Raw genomic sequence first — 24,772 nt, forward strand, 5'->3', positions numbered from 1 at the left:
CCACGGCGGTGGCCGGCAACCCTACGGGCTGACGCGGCCGACGGCGCGTCCGGGCGGGCGATTCCTTGATCACATCCATGGTGTCTAGTCGCCGGTCAGCCACTCCACCCAGAACCGCTCCAGATCCACCCCGCCCCGCAGGACGAGATGCCGCAGCCGGTCCGGTTCGGTGCGGCGGCGCTCCGCCGGGAAGTCGCGGGCCTCGATCACGAGGTACTCGTCCAACTGGGCCTGGTGCAGGGCCAGATGGCGCGAAAGCTCGGCCCGGAGCCCCGCCGCCCCGACCATCGCCGCGGCCCGCATCCGCAGCAGCAGGGAGGACCGGAGCGGCTTCGGGTCCTCGGACCTCGCGACCCAGTCGCTCAGCTCCGCCCGGCCGGCGGGCAGCACCTCGTACTCCTTCTTCTGTCCCCGCGCGGGCACCGGAGCGGGCAGGGCGCGGATGTGCCCCGCCTGCTCCAGCTTTCCGAGCTCGCGGTAGATCTGCTGGTGCGTGGCCGACCAGAAGTAGCCGATCGACTTGTCGAAGCGGCGCGTCAGTTCGAGGCCGGAGGACGGCTTTTCGAGCAGCGCGGTGAGGATCGCGTGCGGGAGGGACATGCTCGCATCCTAGGTTCGGCCGGCCACGGTGATCACGGAGCGGCCGTCACAGGGTGGCGGCGAGCCGGGTGCCCTGGTCGATGGCCCGCTTCGCGTCCAGCTCGGCGGCGACGTCCGCGCCGCCGATGAGGTGCACCGAGCGGCCCGCGGCGACCAGCTCCTCGTACAGGTCGCGGCGCGGCTCCTGCCCCGCGCAGAGCACGATCGTGTCGACGGGGAGCAGCTGCGGCTCGCCGTCGATCGTGACGTGCAGGCCGGCGTCGTCGATCCGCTCGTACGACACGCCCGCCACCATGGTGACGCCCCGGTGCTTGAGCTCGGTGCGGTGGATCCAGCCGGTCGTCTTGCCGAGGCCCGCGCCGACCTTGGTGGTCTTGCGCTGGAGCAGGTGCACCTGGCGCGGCGGCGCGTTCCGCTCGGGCGCGCGCAGTCCGCCGCGGTTCTCGTACGAGGTGTCGACGCCCCACTGGCGGAAGTACGTCTCGGGGTCCTGGCTCGCGCCCTCGCCGCCGTCCGTGAGGAACTCGGCGACGTCGAAGCCGATGCCGCCCGCGCCGATGATCGCGACCCGGTCCCCGACCGGGGCGCCGTCCCGCAGCACGTCGAGGTAGCTGAGGACGCTCGGGTGGTCCTCGCCCGCGATCCCCGGCGTGCGGGGGGTGACGCCGGTCGCGACGACGACCTCGTCGTAGCCCTCCAGGTCGGCGGCGGACACGTACGTGTTCAGGCGGACGTCGATGCCGCGCTCGGCGAGCTGGACGCGGAAGTAGCGCAGCGTCTCGTCGAACTCCTCCTTGCCCGGCACCCGCTTGGCGACGTTCAGCTGGCCGCCGATCTCGGCGGCGCCGTCGAAGAGGGTGACGGAGTGGCCGCGCTCGGCCGCCGACACCGCGCAGGAGAGTCCGGCCGGGCCCGCGCCGACGACCGCGACGCGCTTGGCGAGGCGGGTGGGGGAGAGGACCAGCTCGGTCTCGTGGCAGGCGCGCGGGTTGACCAGGCAGGAGGTGATCTTCAGGTTGAAGGTGTGGTCCAGGCAGGCCTGGTTGCAGCCGATGCAGGTGTTGATGGTGTCGGCGCGGCCGGCCGTCGCCTTGGCGACGAAGGCGGGGTCGGCGAGGAACGGGCGGGCCAGCGAGACCAGGTCGGCACGGCCGTCGGCGAGGATCTCCTCGGCGACCTCGGGGGTGTTGATGCGGTTGGAGGTGACGAGCGGCACGGAGACCGCGCCCATCAGCTTCTTCGTCACCCAGGTGTAGGCGCCGCGCGGCACGGAGGTGGCGATGGTGGGGATGCGCGCCTCGTGCCAGCCGATGCCGGTGTTGATGATGGTGGCGCCGGCGGCCTCGATCTCCTTGGCGAGGGAGATCACCTCGTCGAGGGTGGAGCCGCCGGGGACGAGGTCCAGCATGGAGAGGCGGTAGACGAGGATGAAGTCCTCGCCGACGCGCTCGCGGATCCGGCGGACGATCTCCAGCGGGAAGCGGACCCGGTTCTCGTACGAGCCGCCCCAGCGGTCGGTGCGCCGATTGGTGGCGGCGGCGATGAACTCGTTGATGAGGTAGCCCTCGGAGCCCATCACCTCGACGCCGTCGTACCCGGCCTCCTTGGCCAGCTCGGCGCAGCGGGCGTAGTCCTCGACGGTCTGCTCGACCTCGGCGTCGGTCAGCTCGTTCGGCACGAAGGGGCTGATGGGCGCCTTGAGGGGGCTGGGGCCGACCAGGCCGGGGTGGTAGGCGTAGCGGCCGAAGTGCAGGATCTGCATCGCGATCCGGCCGCCCTCGGCGTGCACGGCGTCGGTGATCAGCCGGTGCTCGGCGACCTCCTCGGCCGTGGTGAGCTTGGCCCCGCCGTCCCAGGGGCGGCCGGCCTCGTTGGGGGCGATGCCGCCGGTGACGATGAGCCCCACGCCGCCCCGGGCGCGCTCGGCGTAGAAGGCGGCCATGCGCTCGAAGCCGTGCTCGGTCTCCTCCAGGCCGACGTGCATCGACCCCATGATCACCCGGTTGGGCAGGGTGGTGAACCCGAGGTCGAGCGGGCTCAGCAGATGCGGGTACGGGGTCATGGGGGCGCCTCCTCGCGCAGGGGTCGTCGACCGCAGGGGTCGTCGACCTCAGTTCTAGGCGACCCCGGGCGCCTTCTGCAACTAGTTGCAGAAGAATCCGGGAGTGATGTCTACTACTCGGTAGCAAAGGCCCTGAGCAGCCACCTCAGGAGGAGCGGCGGGGCCCGGCCACCTCGGCCGCGATCCACCCGTCCAGGTCCTCCGGCGTCCGGGGCTCCACCCCGTCCGCGCCCAGCAGACCGTGCGCCCGCAGGACACGGGCCACCGACGTGCCCCAGGGCCGGCGCAGCCGGGCCGCGGCCAGCAGGTCGTCGTCCGCGAGGAGCTCGGCGACCGGACCGGTGCGCAGACCGGCGGGGGAGAGCACCGCCGCCTCGTCGGCCCAGCGCAGCGCCAGATCCACGTCGTGCGTCGCCATCACCACCGTCGTCCCCGCCTCCCGCAGCCGGGCGAGGGCGTCGAGCAGCCGCTCCTGCCCGTGCGGGTCGAGCCCGGCCGTCGGCTCGTCCATGATCAGCACCCGGGGCCGCATCGCCACGGCGCCCGCGATCGCGGCCCGCTTCCGCTGCCCGTACGACAGCAGATGCGTCGGCCGGTCCTCCAGGGCCGTGATGTCCAGCGCCTCCAGGGCCTCCCGCACCCGGAGCCGCACCTCCTCCTCCGGCAGCCCCAGGTTCGTCGGACCGAACGACACGTCCTGGCCGACCGAGGCCGCGAACAGCTGGTCGTCCGGATCCTGCACGACCAGCTGCACGGTGGTCCGCAGCCGGGTCAGCCCCTTCCGGTCGTACGCCACCTCGGCTCCGTCCAGGAGCAGCGACCCGCTCCCGCACCGCAGGCCCCCGCTGAGGAGCCGCAGCAGAGTCGTCTTGCCGCTGCCGTTGCGGCCGAGGAGCGCGATCGCGCGCCCCTCCGCCACAGAGAAGTCCACGCCCGACAGGACCGCGGGCCCGTCCTCATAGGCGAAACCCGCCTTCACCAGCTCCACGACGGGCTTCGTCGGCGTCGGAGACGTCACGGAAGGAACCTTTCCAGTACGAGGGTGAGGGCGACGAGCCCCGCGAGGAGGACGCCCGTCGCCGTGAGGAACCGCCGGGAGACCGCGCAGGCCGGCACCAGGACCCGCAGCGTCCCGTCGTAACCGCGTCCGGCGAGCCCCGACTGCAGGCGCTGCGCCCGGTCGAAGGCCCGTACGAACGTCGTCGCGCCGAGACCGGCGAGCGAACGCCAGGTCGCGGCCCGGCTGGTGTGCCCGAGCCGGGCCGCCTGGGCCTGCCGGATCTTCGCCAGCGAGTCGAGCAGCAGGAAGATGATCCGGTACATCACGAGCGCCACGTCCACCACGGGCGCCGGGACGCCCGCCCGGACGAGCCGGGGCAGCACGTCGGACACCGGCGTCGTGAAGGCGAAGAGCAGCACCCCCAGCGAGGCCGAGGCGGTCCGAAGGAGCAGCTCGCCCGCGTGCACGGGACCGCCGGGCGCGAGGGCCACGAGCCCGCGCGCACCGCCCACCTCGAAGAGCAGCGGAACGGCCCCCGTGACACAGAAACCGAGCGGGATGCGGAACGCCCGCCACAGCTGACGACCCGGCACACCGGCCGGACCGAGCAGCACCGCGAGCGTGGCCGCCGCCACGAGCAGCGCTCCCGGCCACGGCGGCAGGGAGACGGCGCACAACGTCAGACCGAAGCCGAGGGCGGCCTTCTCCACGGGATGGCGGCGGCGCCAGCGACTGCTGTGCGCCGCCGCGTCGATCGGCAGCATCGGCGCTACGCGCCCGTACCGTCGAACGGAACGGAACCGTCGTCGGCCCCGGGGACCCCCGCACCACCGACGACGAACCGGGACCCGCCGCTCGCGGCACCGGACTCGGGCCCACCCCTCGCCGTATCGGAATCGCCGCCCCCGACGGGATCGTCCTCCGCCGCCGCACCCTTCGCCCCCGCCGCCTCCGCGGCCTTCGCCGCGCCCTGGCGGCGGCCGCGCCGCAGGCCGAAGTAGTACGCCAGGACACCGGCGCCGAGCGCCGCCTGGAGGGCGAAGAGCGCCGACTCGATCTCGCCGGACGGCGGCTCGTACAGCGGGCTGAACCACGGCTTGTAGTCCGGCTGGAGCTCCGTGATCGCGGTCTCCGCCTCGCTGTCGGACCCGCTGAACGGCTGCTCCTTGTGGTCGCCGAGGCCCAGCGCGAGCGGCAGGACCGCGAGCGCGGCGACGAGGAGCAGCAGCAGCGTGTTGACCTTCGCGTTCCGGCTCATCGCGCGACCACCTCCTCGGGCTGCTCCGCCCGCGGCCGGCCGAGGACGCCGAGGCGCGTCAGCTCGCCCTTGCTGGACTGGGTGAGCAGCCGCATCACGAGCACCGTGAGCAGGCCCTCGCTCACCGCCAGCGGAATCTGGGTCACGGCGAAGATCCCGCCGAACTTGGCCAGCGCGCCGGGCACACCGCTGCCGGGGTCGGGGAACGCCAGGGCCAGCTGCACGCTGGTGACGCAGTACGTGGAGAGGTCGGCGACGAACGCGCCGAAGAAGACGGCCACCATCAGGGGCGCGCCGAACCGCCGGAGCAGCCGGTACGTCCCGTATCCCGCCCAGGGTCCGACGATCGCCATGGAGAAGGCGTTCGCGCCGAGCGTGGTCAGTCCGCCGTGCGCGAGCAGCAGGGCCTGGAAGAGCAGGGTGATCGTCCCGAGGACCGCCATGATCGGCGGCCGGAACAGGATCGCGCCGAGCCCCGTACCGGTCGGATGCGAACAACTACCGGTGACCGAAGGCAGCTTGAGCGCCGACAGGACGAAGGTGAAGGCGCCGGAGGCACCGAGCAACAGAGTGGATTCGGGGTTCGACCGCACCTCGCGGGTCAGCGCGCGCACCCCGTGGACGACGAACGGAGCGGCCGCGACGCCCCAGGCGGCGGCGTGCGCAGGGGGTAGGTACCCCTCGGCTATATGCATGATCGGGAGACCCTCTCCAGCACCTCGTGGATGGACAACGCACCCTGGCCGGTCTCCTGGCTGACGGTCATACGGCCCGACTCCGCCTTCCCACACCGTCGCGGTCTCCCGCGACGGTCCAGTGGCTTCCCCGAGGTGTTCCCCCGGGGGTGGAGCCGGACCTCCCGATCACAGTGGCGAGGGCCGCACCGGTACCGCACCGGTTTCCCGTACACCAAGGCCCTGCGACATTAGTGGGTTGACCTGCTGGATCACAACACGGCCACCACGCGGCGCGCCCCTCCGGTCACTGCACGCACCCGGTCCCCGTGGTCACTCCTTGCGGTAGGCGTACGCCTCCGAGGCCGCCGCCGCCACCGCGTCGAGATCCCCGCCGGCGCTCGCCGTCACCAGCGCGGCCACCGCGCCCTCGACGAACGGCGCGTCCACCAGGCGGGAGCCCTCGGGCAGTTCGTCGCCCTCGGCGAGCAGCGCCTTCACGGTGAGGACCGCGCTGCCCAGGTCGACGAGGAGCGCGACCCCGGCCCCTCGGTCGACGGCCTTGGCGGCCCCGCGGATCAGCTCGGAACTCGTTCCGAGGCCACCGTCCGGCGTCCCGCCCGCGGGCAGGACCGGGGCGAGGTCACCGCCGCCCGCGAGGCCACGGGCCAGTTCGACGACCGCCGTCGCGACCGCCGCGCTGTGCGAGACGAGCACGATGCCCACGACCGCCGAGCCCTCCGGAACCGGGCCCTCCGAGGCCGAGCCCTCCGGGCTCATCGCGCGCCCTCCGCGCGGGCGGTGTCGGCGAGGGCCGCGAAGAGCAGCGCCGACGACGTCGCCCCCGGATCCTGGTGCCCGACCGACCGCTCCCCGAGATAACTGGCCCTGCCCTTGCGCGCCTGGAGGGGCACGGTCGCGAGGGCGCCCTCCTCGGCGGCGGCGCGGGCCGCCTCGTACGAGCTCCGCAGTCCTTCCACGCCCGGCACGAGCGCGTCCAGCATCGTCTTGTCGCCCACCTGGGCACCGCCCAGCTGCGACACGGCGGCCACACCGACGCCGAGCGCCTCCGCCAACCGCTCCCGGGTGACCTCCCCGTCCTCGCCCAGGGTCTTCCCGGCGCGCCGCAGCAGCGTCCCGTACAGCGGTCCCGAAGCACCGCCGACGGTGGAGATGAGCTGCCGTCCGGCGGTGGTGAGCACCGCGCCCGGGTTCGCGGGCGGCTCCTTCGCCAGGGTCTCCGTCACGGCGGCGAACCCCCGCTTGAGATTGGCTCCGTGATCGGCGTCGCCGATGGCCGAATCCAGCTCGGTGAGACGGTCCGCCTCCCGGTCGACGTCCTCGGCCACCGCGGCCAGCCAGCGCACCAGGAACCCGGCGCCGAAGGTCTCCGCCATCTCGCTCCCCCTTCCCATCCCCGCTGTCACCGGCCCCAGCGCAGCGCGGGCGTCCGCACCGGCGCGTCCCACAGGCGCAGCAGCTCCTCGTCGACCTCGCACAGGGTCACCGAGCATCCCGCCATGTCGAGCGAGGTCACGTAGTTCCCGACCAGCGTCCGGGCCACCGGCACCTTCCGCTCGCCGAGCACCCGCTGCACCTCGGCATTGAACCCGTACAGCTCCAGGAGCGGTGTCCCGCCCATCCCGTTCACCAGGGCGATGACGGGCGCGGACGGGCGCAGGTCCTCCACGACGGCGTCGACGGCGAAGTCGGCGATCTCCCGCGAGGTCATCATGGCCCGTCGCTCCCGGCCGGGCTCGCCGTGGATGCCGATCCCCAACTCCAGCTCCCCTTCCGGGAGGTCGAAGGTCGGGCTGCCCTTGGCGGGGGTCGTGCAGGCGCTCAGGGCCACCCCGAAGGACCGGCACCGCTCGTTCACCCGGCGGGCGATCGACTCCACCCGCTCCAGCGGGGCGCCCTCCTCGGCGGCCGCACCCGCGATCTTCTCCACGAACAGCGTGCCGCCGGTGCCGCGCCGACCCGCCGTGTACAGGCTGTCCGTCACCGCCACGTCGTCGTCGACGAGGACCTTGGCGACCTGGATGCCCTCGTCCTCGGCGAGCTCCGCGGCCATCTCGAAGTTCAGCACGTCACCGGTGTAGTTCTTGACGACGAACAGCACTCCGGCGCCGCTGTCGACCGCGGCGGCGGCCCGCACCACCTGATCGGGCACGGGCGACGTGAAAATCTCGCCGGCGACCGCAGCCGCCAGCATCCCGGGGCCCACGAATCCCCCGTGCAGCGGCTCGTGCCCGGACCCGCCGCCGGACACCAGCGCCACCTGCCCCGCCACGGGCGCGTCGCGCCGCACCACCACGCGCCGCTCCACGTCCACGGTCAGCTCGGGATGCGCCGCGGCCATCCCCCGCAGCGCGTCGGCGACGACGGTCTCCGGAACGTTGATCAGCATCTTCAAAGGGGTCTCCTCGAGAGGCTAGCAAATAGGCCTGTGACCTGTGTTCTCGCAGGTCACAGGCAGTGCGCGTGAATGTTGACCTTGGCGGTTCGTAGTGGCCGGTGGCGGGTTCTGTCGGTACTGATGCCGAGTAGACGCTGACTTTGGTGACGGGCGGTCAGGCACGGATCCTCATCGATGGGGGCAGGTCTGACCGGCCCCTGGGGGCAGTATCGACCTTGCGGCTGCGAAGGTCACGCAGATCTGACAGATGTGCGGCTCGTGGACGGCCGCCCCGGCGACGCCGAGCGCGAGGGTCAGCGGCAGCCACTTCTTGTCCAGGGGGCGAGGCCGCGCTCCTTCGCCTCGAAGATCGCGGTCTGAGCCCCGTCGTGGCGCGTGGCGGCGGCGTTGCGGGACCGTGAAATCCAGCCACGCTTTTCGGCCGCCACAGGCGAGGTGAGGGGGACGCGAAGAACAGCGAAAGGCCAGGTCGTCGGGGGTGTGTGCGGGACTGCCCAGGTTCGGGGGCCGGGAGGGGGCAGGGGTTGACCGGGGGTGGGGGCACTGACACGCTCCGGGACATGTCCGCGAACGAACTTCTCGTCCCGCGGCTCCACACCCCCGGCCCCTGTAACGCGCCGGGCGCGTGTCCGGGCCGCTGTCAGGCCTGAGCGCGGCCTGATCCGGGCGCTCGTCCCGACTCGTCCCGACTGCCAGGTCGCGCCTGACAGGTCGCGCCTGACAGGCCGCGCCGTGCCCGAGGCAGCGCGACCGTATCCGCCGCACGGGACAACCTCCGCACCCCGTTTCCTTCGCCACCCGTCTGCCCGCGCACCGCGGCGGGTCGCTCACCCGTAGCCCCGTCCCCCTTCGCCCTCCCCAGGGAGCTTCCATGGCCACCGTTACCACCACCCTGCCCACGGTCACCAAGATCGGCGGCCGCATCGGCGCCGAGATCGGCGGCGTCCGCCTCGGCGGCGACCTCCCCACGGAGGTCGTCGCCGAGGTCCGGGCCGCGCTGCTCGCCCACAAGGTCGTCTTCTTCCGCGACCAGGACCACCTCGACGAGGCCGCGCACGAGGCCTTCGCCCAGCTGCTCGGCACGCCCGTCGCGCACCCCACCGTCCCCTCCGCGGACGGGCGTTACTCCCTCGGCATCGACTCCCACCACGGTGCACGCGCCAACCAGTGGCACACCGACGTCACCTTCGTCCCCGCTTACCCCGCCTTCTCCATCCTTCGCGCCGTCACCGTCCCCCCGTACGGCGGCAACACCCTCTGGGCCAACACGGCCACCGCCTACGCCGGCCTTCCCGAGCCCCTGCGGGCCCTCGCCGACAGCCTGCGCGCGCTTCACTCGAACGAGTACGACTACGCCGCCCTCAAGCCCGACGCACTGCCCGAGGCGCTGGCGCAGTACCGCGAGGTGTTCACCTCCACCTCGTTCCTCACCGAACACCCGGTGGTCCGCGTACACCCCGAGACCGGCGAACGCGCTCTGCTGCTCGGCAACTTCGTCCAGCGCATCGACGGGCTCACCGGCCGCGACTCGCGCGCCCTGCTGAACCTCTTCCAGGCGCACATCGAGAGCCCCGAGAACACCGTGCGCTGGCAGTGGCGGGCCGGTGACGTCGCGATCTGGGACAACCGCGCCACCCAGCACTACGGCGTGGACGACTCCGACGAGCACGAGCGCACCCTGCGCCGCGTGACGGTCGACGGGGACGTTCCGGTCGGGCCCGACGGGACGCCGTCCCGCCTGATCAGCCCCGAGACCGTTCCGGACCCTGCCTTCGGCATCGCCTCCGGAGCTTCGACCGCCGTCTGACCGTCCCGCAAGGAGCCCCCGTGCCCAGCCTGTTCGCCATCATCGGCAGCCCCTCCGCCCACTCCCGTACCGCCGTCGTCTCCGACCACGTGGTGCGCCGCTTGGCGCACTCCGGTTTCGAGACCGCGCACCTTTCCGTACGCGACCTGCCCGCCGCCGACCTGCTCTCCGCCCGCCGCGGTGAGCCGGCCATCCGCCGGGCGCTCGAAGCCGTCGCCGAGGCCGACGGCCTGGTCATCGCGACCCCGGTCTACAAGGCTTCGTACACCGGCCTGCTCAAGGCCTTCCTCGACCTGCTCCCGCAGGACGGGCTGGCCGGGAAGACGATCCTGCCCCTGGCCACCGGCGGCAGCCTCGCCCACGTCCTGACCATCGACTACGCCCTGCGCCCCGTGCTCGCCGCGCTCGGCGCCCGGCACGTCACGGCGGGCCGGTTCGTCCTCGACTCCTCCGTCGAGCGCGGCAGCGGCCCCGACCGGCTGCGGCCCGAGGCGGAGCTGGACCTCTACCAGGCCGTCGACGAGTTCGCCGACGCCCTGCGCTCCGCCCCCGCCGCCGAGCTCACCGCCACCCCGTAACCCCGTAACCCCGTACCGACAAGGAACCGTCATGGCCGCAGCCTTCACCTCGACCACCACCTCCCGTCGCCAGTTCCTCACCCTGCTCGGCATCTCGGCGGCCGCGGTGAGCTGCGGCACGGCCACCGCCGGCGGCGGATCGGGCTCCGGCGCGCAGATCAAGACCCTGAAGTACCAGGGAGCGGTCGGCGCGGTCTCTCTCCCCGAACTCGCCGCCGACCTGGGCTACTTCGAGGACGTCAAGCTCGAATGGGTCGGCAACACCATCAGCGGTCCGCAGGACATCCAGTCCGCCGCCACCGGCCAGACGCACTTCGGCAGTGCCTTCAACGGCGCGGTCATCAAGCTCGCCGCCGGCAACGCCCCGATCAAGGCCGTCATCTCCTCCTACGGCTCCGACCAGTACTCCTACGCCGGTTACTTCGTCCTGGAAGACAGCCCGATCCGCTCGGCCCGCGACCTGATCGGCAAGAAGGTCGGGATGAACACCCTGGGCGCGCACTACCAGGCCCTGCTCGATCTCTACCTGAGCCGCAACGGCCTCTCCAAGGCCGACGCGGGGAAGGTCGAGCCCCTCGTGGTGCCGCCGGTCAACACCGAGCAGGCACTTCGCCAGAAGCAGATCGAGGTCGGCGTGCTCACCGGGATCCTGCGCGACAAGGCCGTCGCCGGCGGTGGCATCCGCCCGCTGTTCAAGGACGTCGAGCTCCTCGGCCCGTTCAGCGCGGGCACTTACATCATGACCGAGCGCTTCATCAAGCAGAACCCGGACACCGTACGGACCTTCACGACCGGCGTGGCCAAGGCCATCGAGTGGTCCCGCACCACCCCGCGCGACGAGGTCGTCGCGCGGATGACGGAGATCGTCAAGAAGCGCGGCCGCAACGAGGACACCGCCGCCCTGCAGTACTGGCGCTCCTACGGGATCGCCGAGCCGGGAGGCCGGATACCCGACAAGGAGTTCCAGCTCTGGCTCGACTGGCTCGGTGAGCGCGGCGAGATCAAGAAGGGGCAACTCAAGCCGTCCGACCTCTACACCAACGAGTTCAACGGTTACGGGAAGGGCTGACCGGCATGGCGAGGATCGTGTTCGAGGCAGTGACGAAGGCCTTCCCGGCGAAGGGAAGGAAGAACAAGGAGGAGTTCACCGCACTCGACAGCATCGACCTGGAGATCCCGGCCGGGGAGTTCGTGGTCGTCGTGGGCCCCAGCGGCTGCGGGAAGTCCACCCTCCTGGACCTCCTCGGCGGCCTGTCCCGGCCGACGTCCGGCCGGATCCTGCTCGACGGCAAGCCGGTCACCGGGCCCGGCCTCGACCGGGGCATCGTCTTCCAGCAGTACGCGCTGCTGCCCTGGCGGACCGCGCTCGGAAACGTCGAATTCGGCCTGGAGGCGACCGGCGTACCGAGACGTCGACGAACGGATCGGGCACGGGAGTTCCTGGAACTGGTCGGACTCGCCGGATTCGAGGACCGGCACCCCCACGAGCTCTCCGGCGGCATGCGCCAGCGCGTCGCGATCGCCCGCTCGCTGGCGTACGACCCGGACGTGCTGCTGATGGACGAGCCGTTCGCCGCACTCGACGCCCAGACCAGGGAGTCCCTCCAGGACGAGCTGCGCCGCATCTGGCAGCGCACGGGCAAGACGGTCGTCTTCATCACGCACGGCATCGAGGAGGCGGTCTACCTCGGCCAGAAGGTGGCCGTCATGACCTCCCGCCCCGGGCGCATCAAGGAGGTCGTCCCCATCTCCTTCGGGGAGGCCCGCACCGCCGGACTCCAGGGCGAGGACCTGCGATCCAGCCCGGAGTTCGCCCGCTATCGCCACGAGATCTGGACCCTGCTCCACGACGAGGTGGCGCGCGCGCAGCAACTGGAGAAGGAGGAGGCCACCGTATGACCACCGACACCACCATCGCGAGCACCCCGGGCACCACCGCCCTGGCGGGGTCCGGCGAAGACGTCCGAACCCCGGCGGCCCCGGCCCCGGCCACGGCGCCGGAGCCGGAGCCGGATGCGGGCGGGCCCCAGGCCTCGCCGACCGCTCCGGCCGCCGGACGGGACCCCGGGCCGGCGACGTCCACCGACCGGTCCGCGCCCGCGGATCATGCGCCCGGTTCCCCGGACCCGGCCCGTGCCGCCGTCCCGGCCGGGCCCGAGGAGGACGTCCGTACCCCGGCTTCGCCCGCAGCCCCGGTCGCCGGCCGGGACCCCGCGTCCCCGACGGCCGGCGACCTGCTCACGGCCCCGGTCTCGGCGGCCCGGCGCGCCCGGCGGCTCGTAAGGGCACTGGCGCGGGGGCTGAAGGCCGTCGGACTGCGCTCGGCCGCCCTGCTCGCCCTGCTCGCCGTATGGGAGGCCGCACCCCGGCTCGGCCTGGTCGACGCCACCTTCCTGCCGCCCGTCAGCGAAGTCGGCGGGGCCTGGTGGGAGCTGCTGGGCAACGGCCAGCTCGTCCAGCACACCTCGGCCAGCCTGACCCGCTCCCTCGGCGGCTTCGGGATCGCCGTGGCCGTCGCCGTTCCGCTCGGCCTGCTCATCGGCTGGTACCGGCCCGTGGCCGCGGTCCTCGGCCCGCTGCTTGAGGTGTTCCGGAACACCGCCGCCCTCGCCCTGCTGCCGGTCTTCGTGCTGCTGCTCGGCATCGGGGAGACGTCGAAGGTCTCCATCGTCGTCTACGCCTGCGTGTGGCCGATCCTGCTGAACACCATCAGCGCCGTCGGCAACGCCGACCCCACTCTGATCAGGCTGGGGCGCTCGATGGACCTGTCCACCCCGAGGCTCTTCCAGAAGGTGATCCTCCCGGCCTCCGTGCCGGCCGTCTTCACCGGTATCCGGCTCGCCGGGGCCGTGTCCATCCTCGTCCTCGTGGCCGCCGAGATGATCGGCGCCAAGGCGGGCCTCGGCTACCTGATCAACGCCTCGCAGTTCAACTTCGCGATCCCGCAGATGTACGCGGGCATCGTCACGATCTCCGCCATCGGCGTGGCCTTCAACCAGCTGCTGATCACGATCGAACGCCGTCTCAGCCTCTGGCGCGTCCCGGCCTGATGCCGCTCGCCTACGGCGCCGCGCAGCGGACGAGAGCGCGGCCCGCGGCCCCGGCCGCCCGTCCCGCAACCGCTCACCGCTCCCGCCGGTCGGCCACGCCCCGAGCAGCCGCCGTCTCGCCACCGAAACCCCAGGACCAGACATGACCGCATCCCGCACCCTCCACCTCAACGCGTTCCTCATGAACGCCGGACACCACGACGCCGCCTGGCGCCACCCCGACAGCAGCCCCGAACGCGCGACCGACCTGCGGTACTTCCAGGAGCTGGCCCGCACCGCCGAGCGCGGAAAGCTCGACTCGATCTTCTTCGCCGACGGGGTCGCGCTCTGGGGCAAGGCCCGCTACAACGCCATCGGCGGCTTCGAGCCGCTCACCCTGCTCTCCGCGATCGCCGCCGTCACCGAGCACATCGGACTGATCGCCACCGTCTCCACCACCTTCAACGAGCCCTACAACCTGGCCCGGAAGTTCGCCTCCCTCGACCACATCAGCGGCGGCCGCGCCGGCTGGAACATCGTCACCTCCGGCAGCGTCGACGAGGCCCGCAACTTCAACCGCGACGAGCACCTGGAGCACGCCCGCCGCTACGAGCGGGCCCGCGAGTTCCTCGACGTCGCCCTCAAGCTCTGGGACAGCTGGGAGGACGACGCGATCGTCCTCGACAAGGAGCGCGGCATCTACGCCGACACCGACAAGCTCCACCCCGCCGCCCACCGCGGCGAGCACTTCGGCGTCGCCGGACCGCTCAACGTGCCGCGCTCCCCGCAGGGGTACCCGCTGCTCGTGCAGGCCGGATCCTCCGAGGACGGCAAGGAGTTCGCCGCCCAGTACGCCGAGGCCGTCTTCACCGCCCAGCAGACCCTCGCCGACGGCCAGACCTTCTACAAGGACCTCAAGTCCCGGCTCGCCCGGTACGGCCGGGCCGAGAGCGACCTGCTCGTCCTGCCCGGCATCGCCCCCGTCATCGGGTCCACCGAGGCCGAGGCGAAGGCCCTCGAACAGCAGCTCACCGACCTCCAGATCCCCGAGTACGGCCTCGCCCAGCTCTCCGGCATGCTGAACGTGGACCTCACCGGCCTGCCCCTGGACGGCCCGCTGCCCGACCTCCCCGAGGAGCGGGACATCAACGGCAACAAGAGCCGCTTCACCCTCGTCGCCGAGCTCGCCCGCCGCGACGGGCTCAGCCTGCGCGAACTGATCGCCCGCCTCGGCGCCGGCCGCGGTCACCGCACCTTCGCCGGCACCCCCGAGCAGATCGCCGACCAGCTGGAGGAGTGGTTCACGCAGGGAGCCGCCGACGGCTTCAACATCATGGCTCCTGTCCTGCCGACCGGCCTGACCGACTTCGTCGACCACGTCGTGCCGATCCTCCAGCGCCGTGGCCTCTTCCGCACCGAGTACACCGCCCGCACTCTCCGCGAGAACTATGGCCTGCCGCGTCCGGTCAACCGCTACGCGCGGGACGGCGTATAGGCGAGTCGGGAGGGGCCGGTCCGCCACGGACGCCGTTGGTCGATCCGGCCCTTGCCGTGCCCCGTCGCGCGTCAGCTCGACGGGGCACAGTGCTGCGAAGCGGCTGGTGCGGGTGGGGGCTCGTGGTGTCGGTGAGCTGGGCGCCGCCATGGACCGGGGGAGCCCTGAACAGTGGTGTCCACCGCGGACGGCCAGGGCACGGGCCGGAGCGGATGATCCGCTTGTGCCAGTGCTTGGTGGTGCCGAGCATGTCGTTCGCCAGGTCTCGGATCGCGTCGCTCACCGCCCGCTCTCCTCGGCCAGGTGCCACGAGCCCGCGTGCCTCCACCTCCGCGAACAGCGCGATGGCCTTTTCCTGCGCGGCGATCAGACCCGCGACGCGCGTGTCCTAGAGTGCGGGTGTGGCGTCGTACAGCATTGGGCAGGCCGCGCAGCTGCTCGGAGTGAGTTCGGAGACCGTCCGTCGGTGGGCGGACGGCGGCAAGCTGGGCATGGAGCGCGACGGGTCCGGCCGGCGGGTGATCGAGGGCGTGGCCCTGGCCCGTTTCGCCCAGGAGCGGGGCGCCGGGGTGCACGCCGTTCCGGAGGACGACGTGCCGACCTCGGTGCGGAACTCCTTCGTGGGGATCGTGACCGGCGTACGGGTCGACGACGTGGCTGCCCAGGTCGAGGTGCAGTCGGGGCCGCACCGGCTGGTGTCCCTGATGACCCGCGAGGCCGTCGAGGAGCTCGCGCTCGACGTCGGGGTCACCGTGACCGCTCGCGTGAAGTCGACCAGCGTGCACATCGATCTGCCCTGAACCGCCTCTGCTGGGAGCGAGGGAGCGAGGGAGCGAGGGAGCCCGGGCGGCGGGCGTCAGCGGCTCAGGAGCGCGGCGCGCAGGTCCACGCGGTCGTCGAGGCGGGACAGGTCGCGGCCGGTGAGGGTCTCGATGCGTTCGACGCGGTAGTGGACCGTGTTGATGTGGACGTGGAGGGTCTCGGCGGTCCGGGTCCAGGAGCAGTCGTGCGCGAGGAAGACCTCCAGGGTCTCCAGGAGCATGGCGCCCGACCCTCGTCCGGCCTTCGTCAGGGGGCCCAGGACCGTTTCGCGGTAGACGTCGCGTACGGAGGCGGGGACGCCGGCCAGGAGCATGGCCAGATTGCCGAGATCGCCTATGCGGGCAACCCGCGGTGATGACGGTGTCGCGGTGCGGGCGCCGGCGAGGGCATGACGTGCCTGCGTCAGAGCGGTGTTCAACGCGGATGCGGGGACGGGATTGCTCACGCCGACGTGCCAGGCGCTCCCCGGCCGACAGGATTGGATCAGCTGAGAGACCTCACGCAGACGCTCGACCGTGTCGGTCCCTGTGGCGTCATCGTGCGCGAGGACGGCTGCTGCCTCCTCGCCATCGCCCAAGGCGGCGGCGAACGCCGCCGGCCGCAGGTGTTCGAGCGCCTCGGTGAGCGCGGCGACGCCGTCGGCGCCGGCGTCGCCGTTCGGCTCCAGCGTCGCGGTGAGAACCAGGTAGGACGACCGGTCGGCCAGTCCGCAGGAGGCAAGGGCGCGCTGTAGGCGGTCGGTGTCGACGTGCAGGGCGCCGATGGCCTCCATCAGCCTGGCTGCGGAGGGGGCGCGCCCGGAACGGTTCCGGTCCTCGCGGCGACGGTGACGGCCCAGGAGTTCGGCTATCTCCTGCAGGACCCTCGGCGGCACTTGGCCCTTCTCGGGCAGGTGCAGGTACCAGGCGTCGAAGTCGGTGCCCTGAGCCTCGACACGCAGCGTGCCCCGCGCGTCGGCCAGGGCCCCCACGGCCTCCTGTGCGGGGAGCTCCGCGGCATCGCCGGTGCGGGCCACGGTCCGGCCACTCGCGGTGAGCAGATGGCAGGCGGGTGCGCCGAGGTGGGCGAAGGCGCGGTCGAGGAGTTCGCCTGTCGTCGCACCGCGTTCGAAGGCGCGGTCGAGGTCGAGGCGGACGTTCTCCGGCAGGGCGTGGTGATCGGACGGATGACGGCTGAGCTCGCCCCACTGCCGCAGGTACACGGCTTCGGTGATGGCCCGGAAGGTGGTGTGCGCCGGCACGGCGATGAGGGGGACGCGGTGTCTGCGGCAGGCGTCGGTGAGTTCGCGAGGCACATGTCCGAGGGTCTCCTCGCCCGCCAGGAGTGCCACCGCTCTCGCCTGCCGCAGGGCGGAGACGAAGTGGTCGGCCTTGGCCGCAGCCCCGTCGTGGTTCCACCACACGAGCCCGCTCAGCACGATCTCGCCGGGCTGGAGGAAGCGGGCCGGATCCTCCAGGTCGGTCGCGGTGACCCCGCCGATCTCCTGGCCGAGCAACGTCTCGTCGCCCCAGACGAGGGAGAGGTCCAGGCGGTCGAGTCGGAGGAGGTGGTCGACGTGCATCACGAGGCTCCTTGCGCGATCGCGGGCCCAAGGGCCGCACTCACATTCACGATGCTGATGTGAGTTGATGCATCGTAAATGCCCAAGCCGAAGCCGAAAACAGCTCTTGGTTGATCATCCAGGGGGGAGCGCTGCCCCATGGATGATTTCCGGGTTCCTGTCCAGTCGTGCCGGGGGTCCCTCTCGGGCTTCACTGGCCTGAAGTCATCGGTCAGGAGGCAGGCGTGGGATGGATCTGAACACGATCGCGGACGTGAGGGACGCACGCCGGCGCGAACCCTGGCGTCCCGGGGACGCGTGGCTGGGCGGCGGGACGTACCTCTTCTCCGAACCGCAGCCGCGGCTGCGCCGGCTGGTCGACCTGAGCCGGATGGGCTGGGAGCCGCTCACCCGGCACGAGGACGGTTCGCTGGAGATCGCGGCGACCTGCACCATCGCCCAACTGTCCCGCTACGGACGGCGGTTCCTGGGCGCACCCGCGGCACCGCTGTTCGAACAGTGCTGCCGGGCCTTCCTCGCCTCGTTCAAGATCTGGAACATGGCGACCGTCGGCGGGAACCTGTGCAACGGCCTGCCCGCCGGGCCGATGATCTCGCTCACCGCCGCGCTCGACGGCACGTGCCTCCTCCAGGCGCAGGACGGCTCCACCCGCGAGGTGAAGGTGGCCGATTTCGTGCGGGGCGCGGGGGTGAAGGACCTCGCGGAAGGCGAGCTACTGCGCTCGGTGACCCTGCCGGGGCGTGCGCTGGAGTGCCGTACGGCGTTCCGGCAGGCCTCGTTGTACGGGCTCGGCCGCTCGGGCGCGCTGGTCATCGGGACGCTCGACCCGGTGGACGGCTCGCTGGCGGTGACGGTCAGCGCGGCGACCGTACGGCCGTTCCGGTTCTGGTTCCCGCTGCCACCGGACCGCGAACGGCTGCGCCGGGCGATCGACGAGGCGGTCCGGCCCGGCGAGTGGTTCGACGACATCCACGGACTGCCCGAGTGGCGACGGCACATGGGTCTGCGCCTCGCCGAGGAAGTCCGCCGCGAACTGGTCACCCCCGACGCCACCCGGAAAGGCGCCCGATGAGTTTCGACATCCACGTCAACGGCCGTCCGTTCGACACCGAGCCGCGTGCCGGCCAGTGCCTGCGGACCTATCTGCGCGAGCGCGGCTGGTTCGGCGTGAAGAAGGGGTGCGACGCCGGTGACTGCGGGGCCTGCACCGTGCACGTCGACGGGGAGCCCGTGCACAGCTGCCTCTACCCGGCCGTACGGGCCGAGGGCCGGTCCGTCACCACGGTGGAGGGCCTGGCCGCCCGGGACGGCGAACTCCACCCCGTACAGCAGAAGTTCCTCGACGCACAGGGCTATCAGTGCGGCTTCTGCACCGCCGGCTTCCTCATGACGACGGCAGCCCTGGAGGCCGAGCGGGGCTCCGCGCACGACGACGGCAAACTGGACGATCTTGCCAGGGCGTTCAAGGGCAACATCTGCCGCTGCACGGGCTATCGGGCGATCGAGGACGCCGTGCGGGGAGTGAGGCACACCGAACGGCCCTGCGCGGGAAAGGCGGTGGGCCGCAACGTCGGCGCACCGGCCGGGCCGCAGGTGGTCACCGGCACCGCCCGCTACACCTTCGACGTCGAGGTCCCCGGCCTGCTGCACATGAAGCTGCTGCGCTCGCCGCACCCGCACGCCCGGATCCTCGCGATCGACACCACGGCCGCGCTGCGCGTACCGGGGGTGGTCGCCGTCCTCACGCACGAGGACGCGCCGGCGACGCTGTACTCCTCCGCCCGCCACGAGCACCCCACCGAGGACCCCGACGACACCCGGGTCCTGGACGACGTGGTGCGGTACGTGGGCCAGCGGGTCGCGGCGGTCGTCGCCGACAGCGAGCGGGCCGCCGAGGAGGGCTGCCGCCGCGTCGAGGTGACGTACGAGGAACTCCCGTACGTCACCGACCCGGAGGAGGCGATGCGACCCGGAGCGCCCGTCATCCACGCCGGCAAGGGCCCCGAGGTGCGCATCGCCCGGGTCGAGAACAACGTCGCGGGCGAGGTCCACGGCGAGATCGGCGACGTCGAGCGGGGCTTCGCCGACGCGGACGTCGTGTACGAGGACACCTTCCGCACCCAGCGCGTCCAGCACGCCAGCCTGGAGACGCACGGCTGCGTCGCGTACTTCGAGCCGAAGGAGGACGGCAGCGGGGAGCGCCTCACCGTGCGCTCCTCCACGCAGACCCCGTTCCTCACCCGGCGGGCGCTCTGCGCCCTCTACGGGCTGCCGGAGGACGAGGTCCGCGTGGTCGCGGGCCGGGTCGGCGGCGGTTTCGGCGGCAAGCAGGAGATGCTCACCGAGGACATCGTCACCCTCGCCGCGCTCAAACTGCGTCGGCCGGTGAAACTGGAGTACACCCGCGCCGAGCAGTTCTACGGAGCCACCACCCGCCACCCTTTCACCATCGGCATCAAAGTGGGGGCACGAGAGGACGGCACCCTCACCGCCGTGCAGATGCGGGTGGTGTCCAACACCGGGGCGTACGGCAACCACGGTCCGGCGGTGATGTTCCACAGCGTCGGCGAGTCCTTCGCCGTCTACCGCGCCCCGCACAAGAAGGTCGACGCCTGCTCCGTCTACACCAACGTCGTCCCGGCCGGCGCCTTCCGCGGCTACGGCCTCGGCCAGGTCACCTTCGCCGTCGAGTCCGTGATGGACGAACTCGCCCGCCGCCTCGGCATGGACCCGCTCGTCTTCCGGGAAAAGAACATCATCGGGCCCGGCGAGGCCATGCACAGCCCCATCGGCGAGGAGGAGGACCTCCACATCGCCTCCTACGGACTCGACCAGTGCCTGTCCGTCGTGCGGAAGGCCATCGCCGAGGACCGCAGCGCCGAGGACGCGCCCGAGGGCTGGCTGGTGGGGCAGGGCACCGGCATGGCGATGATCGCGACCGGGCCGCCGGGCGGCCACTACGCCGACGCCCGTGTCTCGCTCCTCCAGGACGGGACGTACGACATCGCCGTCGGCACCGCCGAGTTCGGCAACGGCACCACCACCGTCCACAAGCAGATCACCGCCGGCGCCCTGAACACCACCGAGGACCGCACAGCCATCCGCCAGTCCGACACCGACGTCGTACGCCACGACACCGGCGCCTTCGGCTCCGCCGGCACCGTCGTCGCAGGCAAGGCCGTCCTCCTCGCCGCCACCTCCCTCGCCGAACGCCTGCGTACCCTCGCCGCCCGCCACACCGGCGTCGCCCGGCATCTGTGCGTGCTCGGCGCCGAGTCCGTCGACTGCGCGGGACGCCTCGTCACGCTGAAGGAGCTGTACGAGGCGGGGCACGCCCTCGGCGCGACGGAGGAACTGGCGGCGGACGGGCACTGGGGCGGCTCGCCGCGCTCGGTCGCCTTCAACGCCCAGTGGTTCAAGATCGCCGTCGACCCCAGCACCGGGGAGATCCGGATCCTGCGCAGCGTGCACGCGGCCGACGCCGGGAAGGTCATGAACCCGATGCAGTGCCGGGGCCAGGTCGAGGGCGGGGTCGCGCAGGCCCTGGGCGCCACGCTCTTCGAGACCGTCCGGGTCGACGAGCGGGGCGAGGTCACCACCGCCGCGTTCCGCCGCTACCGCCTGCCCCAGTACGCCGACGTCCCGCGCACCGAGGTGCACTTCACCGAGACGTCCGACGCGATCGGCCCGCTGGGCGCCAAGTCGATGAGCGAGAGCCCCTTCAACCCCGTCGCCCCCGCCTTCGCCAACGCGCTCCGCGACGCCACGGGCATCCGCTTCACCGAGCTGCCGGTGACCCGCGACCGCGTCTGGCTCGCTCTCGACCGGCAGCGGAGGGGAGTCGGCTGATAGACCAGGCGATTGTGAGGGCTCAGCTCGTAGAAAGGCCACAGATGCGGCGAGAATCCTAGATTCATATGGCAATTGCGGTTCCCTGGTTCGGCGGCTGGGTAGCACTGCGCGCAGCCGCCGCATCCACCGCCGCGAAGGGACCGACGATGAGCCGACCGAGCGCCGCACCCCACGCCCTGACCGTCACCCCGCCCACACCCTCCGACTCCTTCGAGCTGTGGGGGGACGTGCTCCATCCCGTCACCCTCACCGTTGCCAACCTGCGCCGGGGGTGGGAGCAGCACCGGGCCGAGGTGGTCTTCGACTGCGCCACGGCAGGTCCCCAGCACCACACCTTCGTCGGACCGCTGCTGCGCGAGGTCATGGCCGTGGCACGTCCCGCCTTCGACCCGGCCCGCCGCAAGGAACGCTCCCGCTTCCTGGTGTCCGTGAGCGGCGGCGACGGGCACCACGCGCTTCTGTCGTGGGCGGAGATCGACGCCGACTTCGGCAACGCCCCCGTGCTGCTCGCGACCCGCATGGACGACGAGGACCTCGACACCGCCGGCACCCAGCTCGTCGTCTTCGCCATGCACGCCGCAAGCCCGAAGGGCATACGACTCGCGGGCGCGCCGCGCGCCGCGCTCACCTTCTACTGGGCGGAGTTCGGCCGCCAGGTCCGCGTCCGCGGCGCGGTCCGGCCGGAGCCCGCGGACCGCTCCGCCGCCGACTTCCTCGCCCGGTCGGTCACTGCGAGGGCGGAAGCCCTGCTCGGCCGACAGAGCCGCTACCTGACCGGTCCGGAGGAGCGCGATCGCGCTCTCAAGGAGAGCCTTGCCAAGGTGGAGGCCGACCCCGATCTCCTCGATCCGGCCTGGACGTCGTGCACCGTCGTCCCGGACGTCGTGGAGTTCTGGCAGGCCGCCGCGACCCGCGTCCACGTCCGTCTGCGCCACGAACGGGAAGCCAGCGGATCGAGAGGCCCTCGACCGGGCCGGTGGCCAGGGCGACCTCGGTGGACTTCACGAGCGCCTTGACCGCGGAGCCCTCGGCCAGACCCAGGTCCTTGGAACCGGATCGGATCGCCAAGGCCCACCGCTGATCCACACCCGCTCTTCCCTGCCCTGGCGGGCGTTCTCCGCCCGGCGGAACGGTCGTGCGAAGGCGGACGGGTGGACGACGGCGATCCGGACCGCTTCCACGGGCCGCCCTTGGTCTCGCTCCAGAAGGGCTGTTCAGTTGTTCATGAGAGGAGCGGCGACTCGCCCTCGGCGTTCGGGCCGGCCGTGCCTATGCCGGGGACGATGCAGGCGGTGTGCTTGGAGCGATCGGCGTCGCCACCGGCGCTCATCACGGCGCCGAGGTTCTTTGAAGATTTGGGCGACGGTGCGGGACTCGGAGGTCCGGATGAACCCTGAGCGGGGGCCTGGTTGCTTTCCCCGAAAGTGGGCCTGCGCCGTGGCGGCCGGAGGGCGCCACCAGCGAGGATGCCTCACATGACCGCCGGCCAGAATCTCGCTCCCGCCCGTTCGACGCATCCGATGCCCCTGGTGTTCGGTGCTGGGGCGGCCATCGGCGTCCTCGGCGGGATGATCGGTCTGGGCGGCGCCGAGTTCCGCCTGCCGCTGTTGATCAGCCTGTTCGGGTTCGCCGCACTCTCCGCGGTCATCCTGAACAAGGCGATGAGCCTGGTCGTGGTCCTGGTCGCGCTACCGGCCCGCCTGGCGGCGGTCTCCGCCTCCGAGGTGGGCGCGCACTGGCCCGTCGCAGTCAACCTGCTGGCCGGGAGCCTGCTGGGGGCCTGGGCGGGGGCGACGTGGGCGGTGCGGATGCGCACCTCCACCCTGTACAAGGTGCTGGCTGGGCTGATGGTGCTCATGGCCGCGGCCCTGCTGGTCACCCATGTCTCCGCCCTGGGAACGCTCGCGCTGCCGCTGTGGGCGCAGGTGCCCTGCGGGGTGGTGGCCGGCTTCGGGATCGGTGTGGTCGCGGCGATCATGGGGGTCGCCGGGGGTGAGCTGCTGATTCCGACGATCGTGCTGCTGTTCGGTGTGGACATCAAGACGGCGGGAAGCCTGTCGCTGCTGGTGTCGCTACCGACCATGCTGGTGGCCTTCGCCCGCTACAGCCGTGACGGCAGCTTTGCGGTGCTGGGTGCCAACCGCCGCTTCACCCTGGTCATGATCGCGGGATCGATCACGGGGGCGATGCTGGGCGGGCTGCTGCTCGGTGTGTTCTCGGAGTTGGTGCTCATCCCCCTGCTGGCCGTGATCCTGCTGGTGTCCGCGGTCAAACTCGCCCGTCACGACTGACGCGCGACCGGATCGCGCCATGGTGGGGCGTTACCCGCGCCCGGCGGTCAGTGCATGGGGCCAGGGGGAGCGGCGGGCGAGGATCGTCCAGTTCTCATCCGGCCGGCCGGGCACAGAACGTCCGGCACTGTTCCATTGCTCTGCGAGCTCGGTGAAGATCGGCTCCAGGCCGGGGCGGGGAAACGTTCCGCTGCTGCGCTGTACGCAGATGAGGGGCGTGAGCCGCATCGTCGTGGTCACGCCCGGTTCAACGCCGTCCGGGCCGCCTGGGTTGCCCGTGTGAGGGCGGGGATTCACGCAGCGCGGTTCGGGCCTGCTCGGCATCGATGAACGGGGCGAACTTCCGAGGGGGGTGTCCGCGTTTCTCGGGGCGCCTCGGCGTCCTGCGGCACCCATTGCCGTACCGTTTTCCGAGCCGTCCGGTTCCCGCCAGAAGTCGCCTCTTCTCCGGGAGCCGGACGGCGACCCGTGAGCTGTGCCTCATGCCGGCATTCGAGGGCGAGTGCGAAGCCGCCCGGCCCCGGCTCACCGTCGAACGGGTTGCTCTGCTGGTCGCCGGGCTCCCGCTCCTCGGCCTGCTCCAGATCCACCTGGCCCGCCACCGCTGCGCGGCCCGACGGCTGCCGATGCGGCCACATGAGGATGCCCCGCACCTGGCCGGTGCGGGGCATCCGAAGAGCAGTGAGGGGCCCTGCGGGAGCTCAGCGGGTCTCGATGACGACCTTCTCGAGGACCACGTCATCCACTGGACGGTCGTTGCGCCCCGTCTCCGTGGTGCCGATGGCATCGACGACCTTCCTGCCGGTCTCGCTGACGACTTCACCGAAGATGGTGTGCCGGCCGGCGAGGTGCGGAGCGGGCCCAAGGGTGATGAAGAACTGGGACCCGTTGGTGCCCGGTCCGTTGTTGGCCATCGCGAGCAGGTAGGGCCGGTTGAACGTCAGATCCGGGTGGATCTCGTCGGCGAACGTGTAGCCGGGCCCGCCCGTTCCGTTGCCCAGCGGATCGCCGCCCTGGATCATGAAGCCGGTCACGACCTTGTGGAACACCGTCTTGCCGTACAGCGGCTCGTTGCTCGGCTGTCCGGTGCGGGGGTCCGTCCACTGGCGCCGGCCCTCTGCCAGCTCCACGAAGTTGCTCACCGTCTTGGGGGCGTGGTCCGGCAGCAGCCGGATCTCGATGTCACCCATGGAGGTCTGCAACGTCGCGTACAGCTGTTCGGCCATGACCCGTGCCGCTGGACTACACCGACCCCGGCGGTCGGACCATCACCGTCGCCATATCCCGGCTGAAGGCCACCGACACCGCCCACCGCGTGGGCCCG

Annotated in this window: 21 protein-coding genes, 3 pseudogenes and 1 riboswitch; of the genes and pseudogenes, 11 read left to right on the forward strand and 13 right to left on the reverse strand. The window is 71.9% G+C overall.

Annotated features, from left to right (window positions below; genetic code table 11):
* Window positions 1-84: 84 nt before the first annotated feature.
* From ABZ318_RS30200 to dhaK, 9 genes are all read right to left on the reverse strand, one after another.
* Window positions 85-600, reverse strand: a complete 516-nt coding sequence (locus ABZ318_RS30200; RefSeq protein WP_356905622.1) for a PadR family transcriptional regulator — start codon at window positions 598-600, stop codon at window positions 85-87.
* Window positions 601-646: 46 nt separating this feature from the next.
* Window positions 647-2,662: an NADPH-dependent 2,4-dienoyl-CoA reductase gene (locus ABZ318_RS30205; RefSeq protein WP_356905623.1), complete on the reverse strand. Its 2,016-nt coding sequence runs from the start codon at window positions 2,660-2,662 to the stop codon at window positions 647-649.
* A 145-nt stretch (window positions 2,663-2,807) separates the two neighbouring features.
* Window positions 2,808-3,680: an ATP-binding cassette domain-containing protein gene (locus ABZ318_RS30210; protein WP_356905624.1), complete on the reverse strand. Its 873-nt coding sequence runs from the start codon at window positions 3,678-3,680 to the stop codon at window positions 2,808-2,810.
* Window positions 3,677-4,426, reverse strand: coding sequence for a cobalt ECF transporter T component CbiQ (gene cbiQ, locus ABZ318_RS30215; RefSeq protein ID WP_356905625.1), 750 nt, complete (start codon window positions 4,424-4,426; stop codon window positions 3,677-3,679). Before cbiQ ends, ABZ318_RS30210 begins: the two co-directional genes overlap by 4 nt.
* A 5-nt stretch (window positions 4,427-4,431) precedes the next feature.
* Entirely contained in the window at window positions 4,432-4,920 is a 489-nt protein-coding gene (locus ABZ318_RS30220; RefSeq protein ID WP_356905626.1) for an energy-coupling factor ABC transporter substrate-binding protein, read from the reverse strand.
* On the reverse strand, window positions 4,917-5,615 hold the full coding sequence (locus tag ABZ318_RS30225; protein WP_356905627.1) for an energy-coupling factor ABC transporter permease: 699 nt from the start codon (window positions 5,613-5,615) through the stop codon (window positions 4,917-4,919). The genes ABZ318_RS30220 and ABZ318_RS30225 overlap by 4 nt, the downstream gene beginning before the upstream one ends.
* A gap of 28 nt (window positions 5,616-5,643) precedes the next feature.
* A riboswitch (cobalamin riboswitch) is annotated at window positions 5,644-5,849 on the reverse strand.
* A gap of 78 nt (window positions 5,850-5,927) precedes the next feature.
* Window positions 5,928-6,374, reverse strand: a complete 447-nt coding sequence (locus ABZ318_RS30230) for a PTS fructose transporter subunit IIA (protein WP_356905628.1) — start codon at window positions 6,372-6,374, stop codon at window positions 5,928-5,930.
* Window positions 6,371-6,991, reverse strand: a complete 621-nt coding sequence (gene dhaL / locus ABZ318_RS30235; protein WP_356905631.1) for a dihydroxyacetone kinase subunit DhaL — start codon at window positions 6,989-6,991, stop codon at window positions 6,371-6,373. Before dhaL ends, ABZ318_RS30230 begins: the two co-directional genes overlap by 4 nt.
* Window positions 6,992-7,017: 26 nt before the next feature.
* On the reverse strand, window positions 7,018-8,010 hold the full coding sequence (gene dhaK, locus ABZ318_RS30240) for a dihydroxyacetone kinase subunit DhaK (RefSeq protein WP_356905632.1): 993 nt from the start codon (window positions 8,008-8,010) through the stop codon (window positions 7,018-7,020).
* Window positions 8,011-8,884: 874 nt separating this feature from the next.
* Between dhaK and ABZ318_RS30245 the strand changes: the two genes are divergently transcribed.
* From ABZ318_RS30245 to ABZ318_RS30270, 6 genes are all read left to right on the forward strand, one after another.
* Window positions 8,885-9,820: a TauD/TfdA family dioxygenase gene (locus tag ABZ318_RS30245; protein WP_356905633.1), complete on the forward strand. Its 936-nt coding sequence runs from the start codon at window positions 8,885-8,887 to the stop codon at window positions 9,818-9,820.
* Window positions 9,821-9,840: 20 nt separating this feature from the next.
* Entirely contained in the window at window positions 9,841-10,398 is a 558-nt protein-coding gene (gene ssuE, locus ABZ318_RS30250; RefSeq protein WP_356905634.1) for an NADPH-dependent FMN reductase, read from the forward strand.
* 31 nt (window positions 10,399-10,429) lie between these two features.
* The gene (locus ABZ318_RS30255; protein ID WP_356905635.1) at window positions 10,430-11,467 is read left to right on the forward strand and encodes an ABC transporter substrate-binding protein; all 1,038 of its coding nucleotides are present in this window, start codon (window positions 10,430-10,432) and stop codon (window positions 11,465-11,467) included.
* 5 nt (window positions 11,468-11,472) lie between these two features.
* Window positions 11,473-12,297 carry an ABC transporter ATP-binding protein gene (locus ABZ318_RS30260; protein ID WP_356905636.1) on the forward strand — a complete coding sequence of 275 codons (825 nt, stop codon included), beginning with the start codon at window positions 11,473-11,475 and terminating at the stop codon, window positions 12,295-12,297.
* Window positions 12,294-13,448 (forward strand): ABC transporter permease subunit, encoded by a 1,155-nt coding sequence (locus ABZ318_RS30265; RefSeq protein WP_356905637.1) that lies wholly within the window; start codon window positions 12,294-12,296, stop codon window positions 13,446-13,448. The genes ABZ318_RS30260 and ABZ318_RS30265 overlap by 4 nt, the downstream gene beginning before the upstream one ends.
* 142 nt (window positions 13,449-13,590) lie before the next feature.
* Window positions 13,591-14,922 carry an LLM class flavin-dependent oxidoreductase gene (locus tag ABZ318_RS30270; protein ID WP_356905638.1) on the forward strand — a complete coding sequence of 444 codons (1,332 nt, stop codon included), beginning with the start codon at window positions 13,591-13,593 and terminating at the stop codon, window positions 14,920-14,922.
* A gap of 199 nt (window positions 14,923-15,121) precedes the next feature.
* On the opposite strand, the pseudogene ABZ318_RS30275 reads toward ABZ318_RS30270, so the two are convergent.
* Window positions 15,122-15,289, reverse strand: a pseudogene (locus ABZ318_RS30275) (aminopeptidase); the annotation flags it as partial.
* A gap of 34 nt (window positions 15,290-15,323) precedes the next feature.
* On the opposite strand from ABZ318_RS30275, the gene ABZ318_RS30280 reads away from it, so the two are divergent.
* Complete coding sequence (locus ABZ318_RS30280) at window positions 15,324-15,722, forward strand: helix-turn-helix transcriptional regulator (RefSeq protein ID WP_356905639.1); 399 nt, start codon at window positions 15,324-15,326, stop codon at window positions 15,720-15,722.
* Window positions 15,723-15,778: 56 nt separating this feature from the next.
* Here the strand turns inward: ABZ318_RS30280 and ABZ318_RS30285 are convergent, their stop codons facing one another.
* On the reverse strand, window positions 15,779-17,305 hold the full coding sequence (locus ABZ318_RS30285; RefSeq protein ID WP_356905641.1) for a PucR family transcriptional regulator: 1,527 nt from the start codon (window positions 17,303-17,305) through the stop codon (window positions 15,779-15,781).
* Between the two features lie 229 nt (window positions 17,306-17,534).
* On the opposite strand from ABZ318_RS30285, the gene ABZ318_RS30290 reads away from it, so the two are divergent.
* The 3 genes and pseudogenes from ABZ318_RS30290 to ABZ318_RS30300 all read left to right on the forward strand — a co-directional run.
* Entirely contained in the window at window positions 17,535-18,377 is an 843-nt protein-coding gene (locus ABZ318_RS30290) for an FAD binding domain-containing protein (RefSeq protein ID WP_356905642.1), read from the forward strand.
* On the forward strand, window positions 18,374-21,154 hold the full coding sequence (locus tag ABZ318_RS30295) for a molybdopterin cofactor-binding domain-containing protein (RefSeq protein WP_356905643.1): 2,781 nt from the start codon (window positions 18,374-18,376) through the stop codon (window positions 21,152-21,154). The genes ABZ318_RS30290 and ABZ318_RS30295 overlap by 4 nt, the downstream gene beginning before the upstream one ends.
* Before the next feature lie 149 nt (window positions 21,155-21,303).
* Window positions 21,304-21,831 (forward strand): annotated as a pseudogene (locus ABZ318_RS30300) (molybdopterin-dependent oxidoreductase); the annotation flags it as partial.
* Between the two features lie 274 nt (window positions 21,832-22,105).
* On the opposite strand, the pseudogene ABZ318_RS30305 reads toward ABZ318_RS30300, so the two are convergent.
* A pseudogene (locus ABZ318_RS30305) lies at window positions 22,106-22,204 on the reverse strand (adenylate kinase); the annotation flags it as partial.
* A gap of 428 nt (window positions 22,205-22,632) precedes the next feature.
* Here ABZ318_RS30305 and ABZ318_RS30310 point away from each other — a divergent pair.
* On the forward strand, window positions 22,633-23,448 hold the full coding sequence (locus ABZ318_RS30310) for a sulfite exporter TauE/SafE family protein (protein WP_356905644.1): 816 nt from the start codon (window positions 22,633-22,635) through the stop codon (window positions 23,446-23,448).
* 701 nt (window positions 23,449-24,149) lie between these two features.
* Here the strand turns inward: ABZ318_RS30310 and ABZ318_RS30315 are convergent.
* The gene (locus ABZ318_RS30315) at window positions 24,150-24,674 is read right to left on the reverse strand and encodes a peptidylprolyl isomerase (RefSeq protein ID WP_356905645.1); all 525 of its coding nucleotides are present in this window, start codon (window positions 24,672-24,674) and stop codon (window positions 24,150-24,152) included.
* Window positions 24,675-24,772 lie beyond the last annotated feature (98 nt).

This window comes from Streptomyces sp. NPDC006197 (assembly GCF_040613865.1).
Classification (GTDB): domain Bacteria; phylum Actinomycetota; class Actinomycetes; order Streptomycetales; family Streptomycetaceae; genus Streptomyces.

What these genes read in the sequence shown, in the direction of transcription:
- ABZ318_RS30270 (WP_356905638.1), top strand. Translation starts at nt 13,591, where the DNA reads ATGACCGCATCCCGCACCCTCCACCTCAACGCGTTCCTCATGAACGCC.
- dhaL (WP_356905631.1), bottom strand. Translation starts at nt 6,991, where the DNA reads ATGGCGGAGACCTTCGGCGCCGGGTTCCTGGTGCGCTGGCTGGCCGCG.
- ABZ318_RS30295 (WP_356905643.1), top strand. Translation starts at nt 18,374, where the DNA reads ATGAGTTTCGACATCCACGTCAACGGCCGTCCGTTCGACACCGAGCCG.
- ABZ318_RS30225 (WP_356905627.1), bottom strand. Translation starts at nt 5,615, where the DNA reads ATGCATATAGCCGAGGGGTACCTACCCCCTGCGCACGCCGCCGCCTGG.
- ABZ318_RS30315 (WP_356905645.1), bottom strand. Translation starts at nt 24,674, where the DNA reads ATGGCCGAACAGCTGTACGCGACGTTGCAGACCTCCATGGGTGACATC.
- cbiQ (WP_356905625.1), bottom strand. Translation starts at nt 4,426, where the DNA reads ATGCTGCCGATCGACGCGGCGGCGCACAGCAGTCGCTGGCGCCGCCGC.
- ABZ318_RS30310 (WP_356905644.1), top strand. Translation starts at nt 22,633, where the DNA reads ATGACCGCCGGCCAGAATCTCGCTCCCGCCCGTTCGACGCATCCGATG.
- ABZ318_RS30220 (WP_356905626.1), bottom strand. Translation starts at nt 4,920, where the DNA reads ATGAGCCGGAACGCGAAGGTCAACACGCTGCTGCTGCTCCTCGTCGCC.
- ABZ318_RS30200 (WP_356905622.1), bottom strand. Translation starts at nt 600, where the DNA reads ATGTCCCTCCCGCACGCGATCCTCACCGCGCTGCTCGAAAAGCCGTCC.
- ABZ318_RS30245 (WP_356905633.1), top strand. Translation starts at nt 8,885, where the DNA reads ATGGCCACCGTTACCACCACCCTGCCCACGGTCACCAAGATCGGCGGC.
- ABZ318_RS30230 (WP_356905628.1), bottom strand. Translation starts at nt 6,374, where the DNA reads ATGAGCCCGGAGGGCTCGGCCTCGGAGGGCCCGGTTCCGGAGGGCTCG.
- ABZ318_RS30205 (WP_356905623.1), bottom strand. Translation starts at nt 2,662, where the DNA reads ATGACCCCGTACCCGCATCTGCTGAGCCCGCTCGACCTCGGGTTCACC.
- ABZ318_RS30260 (WP_356905636.1), top strand. Translation starts at nt 11,473, where the DNA reads ATGGCGAGGATCGTGTTCGAGGCAGTGACGAAGGCCTTCCCGGCGAAG.
- ABZ318_RS30285 (WP_356905641.1), bottom strand. Translation starts at nt 17,305, where the DNA reads ATGCACGTCGACCACCTCCTCCGACTCGACCGCCTGGACCTCTCCCTC.
- ABZ318_RS30265 (WP_356905637.1), top strand. Translation starts at nt 12,294, where the DNA reads ATGACCACCGACACCACCATCGCGAGCACCCCGGGCACCACCGCCCTG.
- ABZ318_RS30290 (WP_356905642.1), top strand. Translation starts at nt 17,535, where the DNA reads ATGGATCTGAACACGATCGCGGACGTGAGGGACGCACGCCGGCGCGAA.
- ABZ318_RS30255 (WP_356905635.1), top strand. Translation starts at nt 10,430, where the DNA reads ATGGCCGCAGCCTTCACCTCGACCACCACCTCCCGTCGCCAGTTCCTC.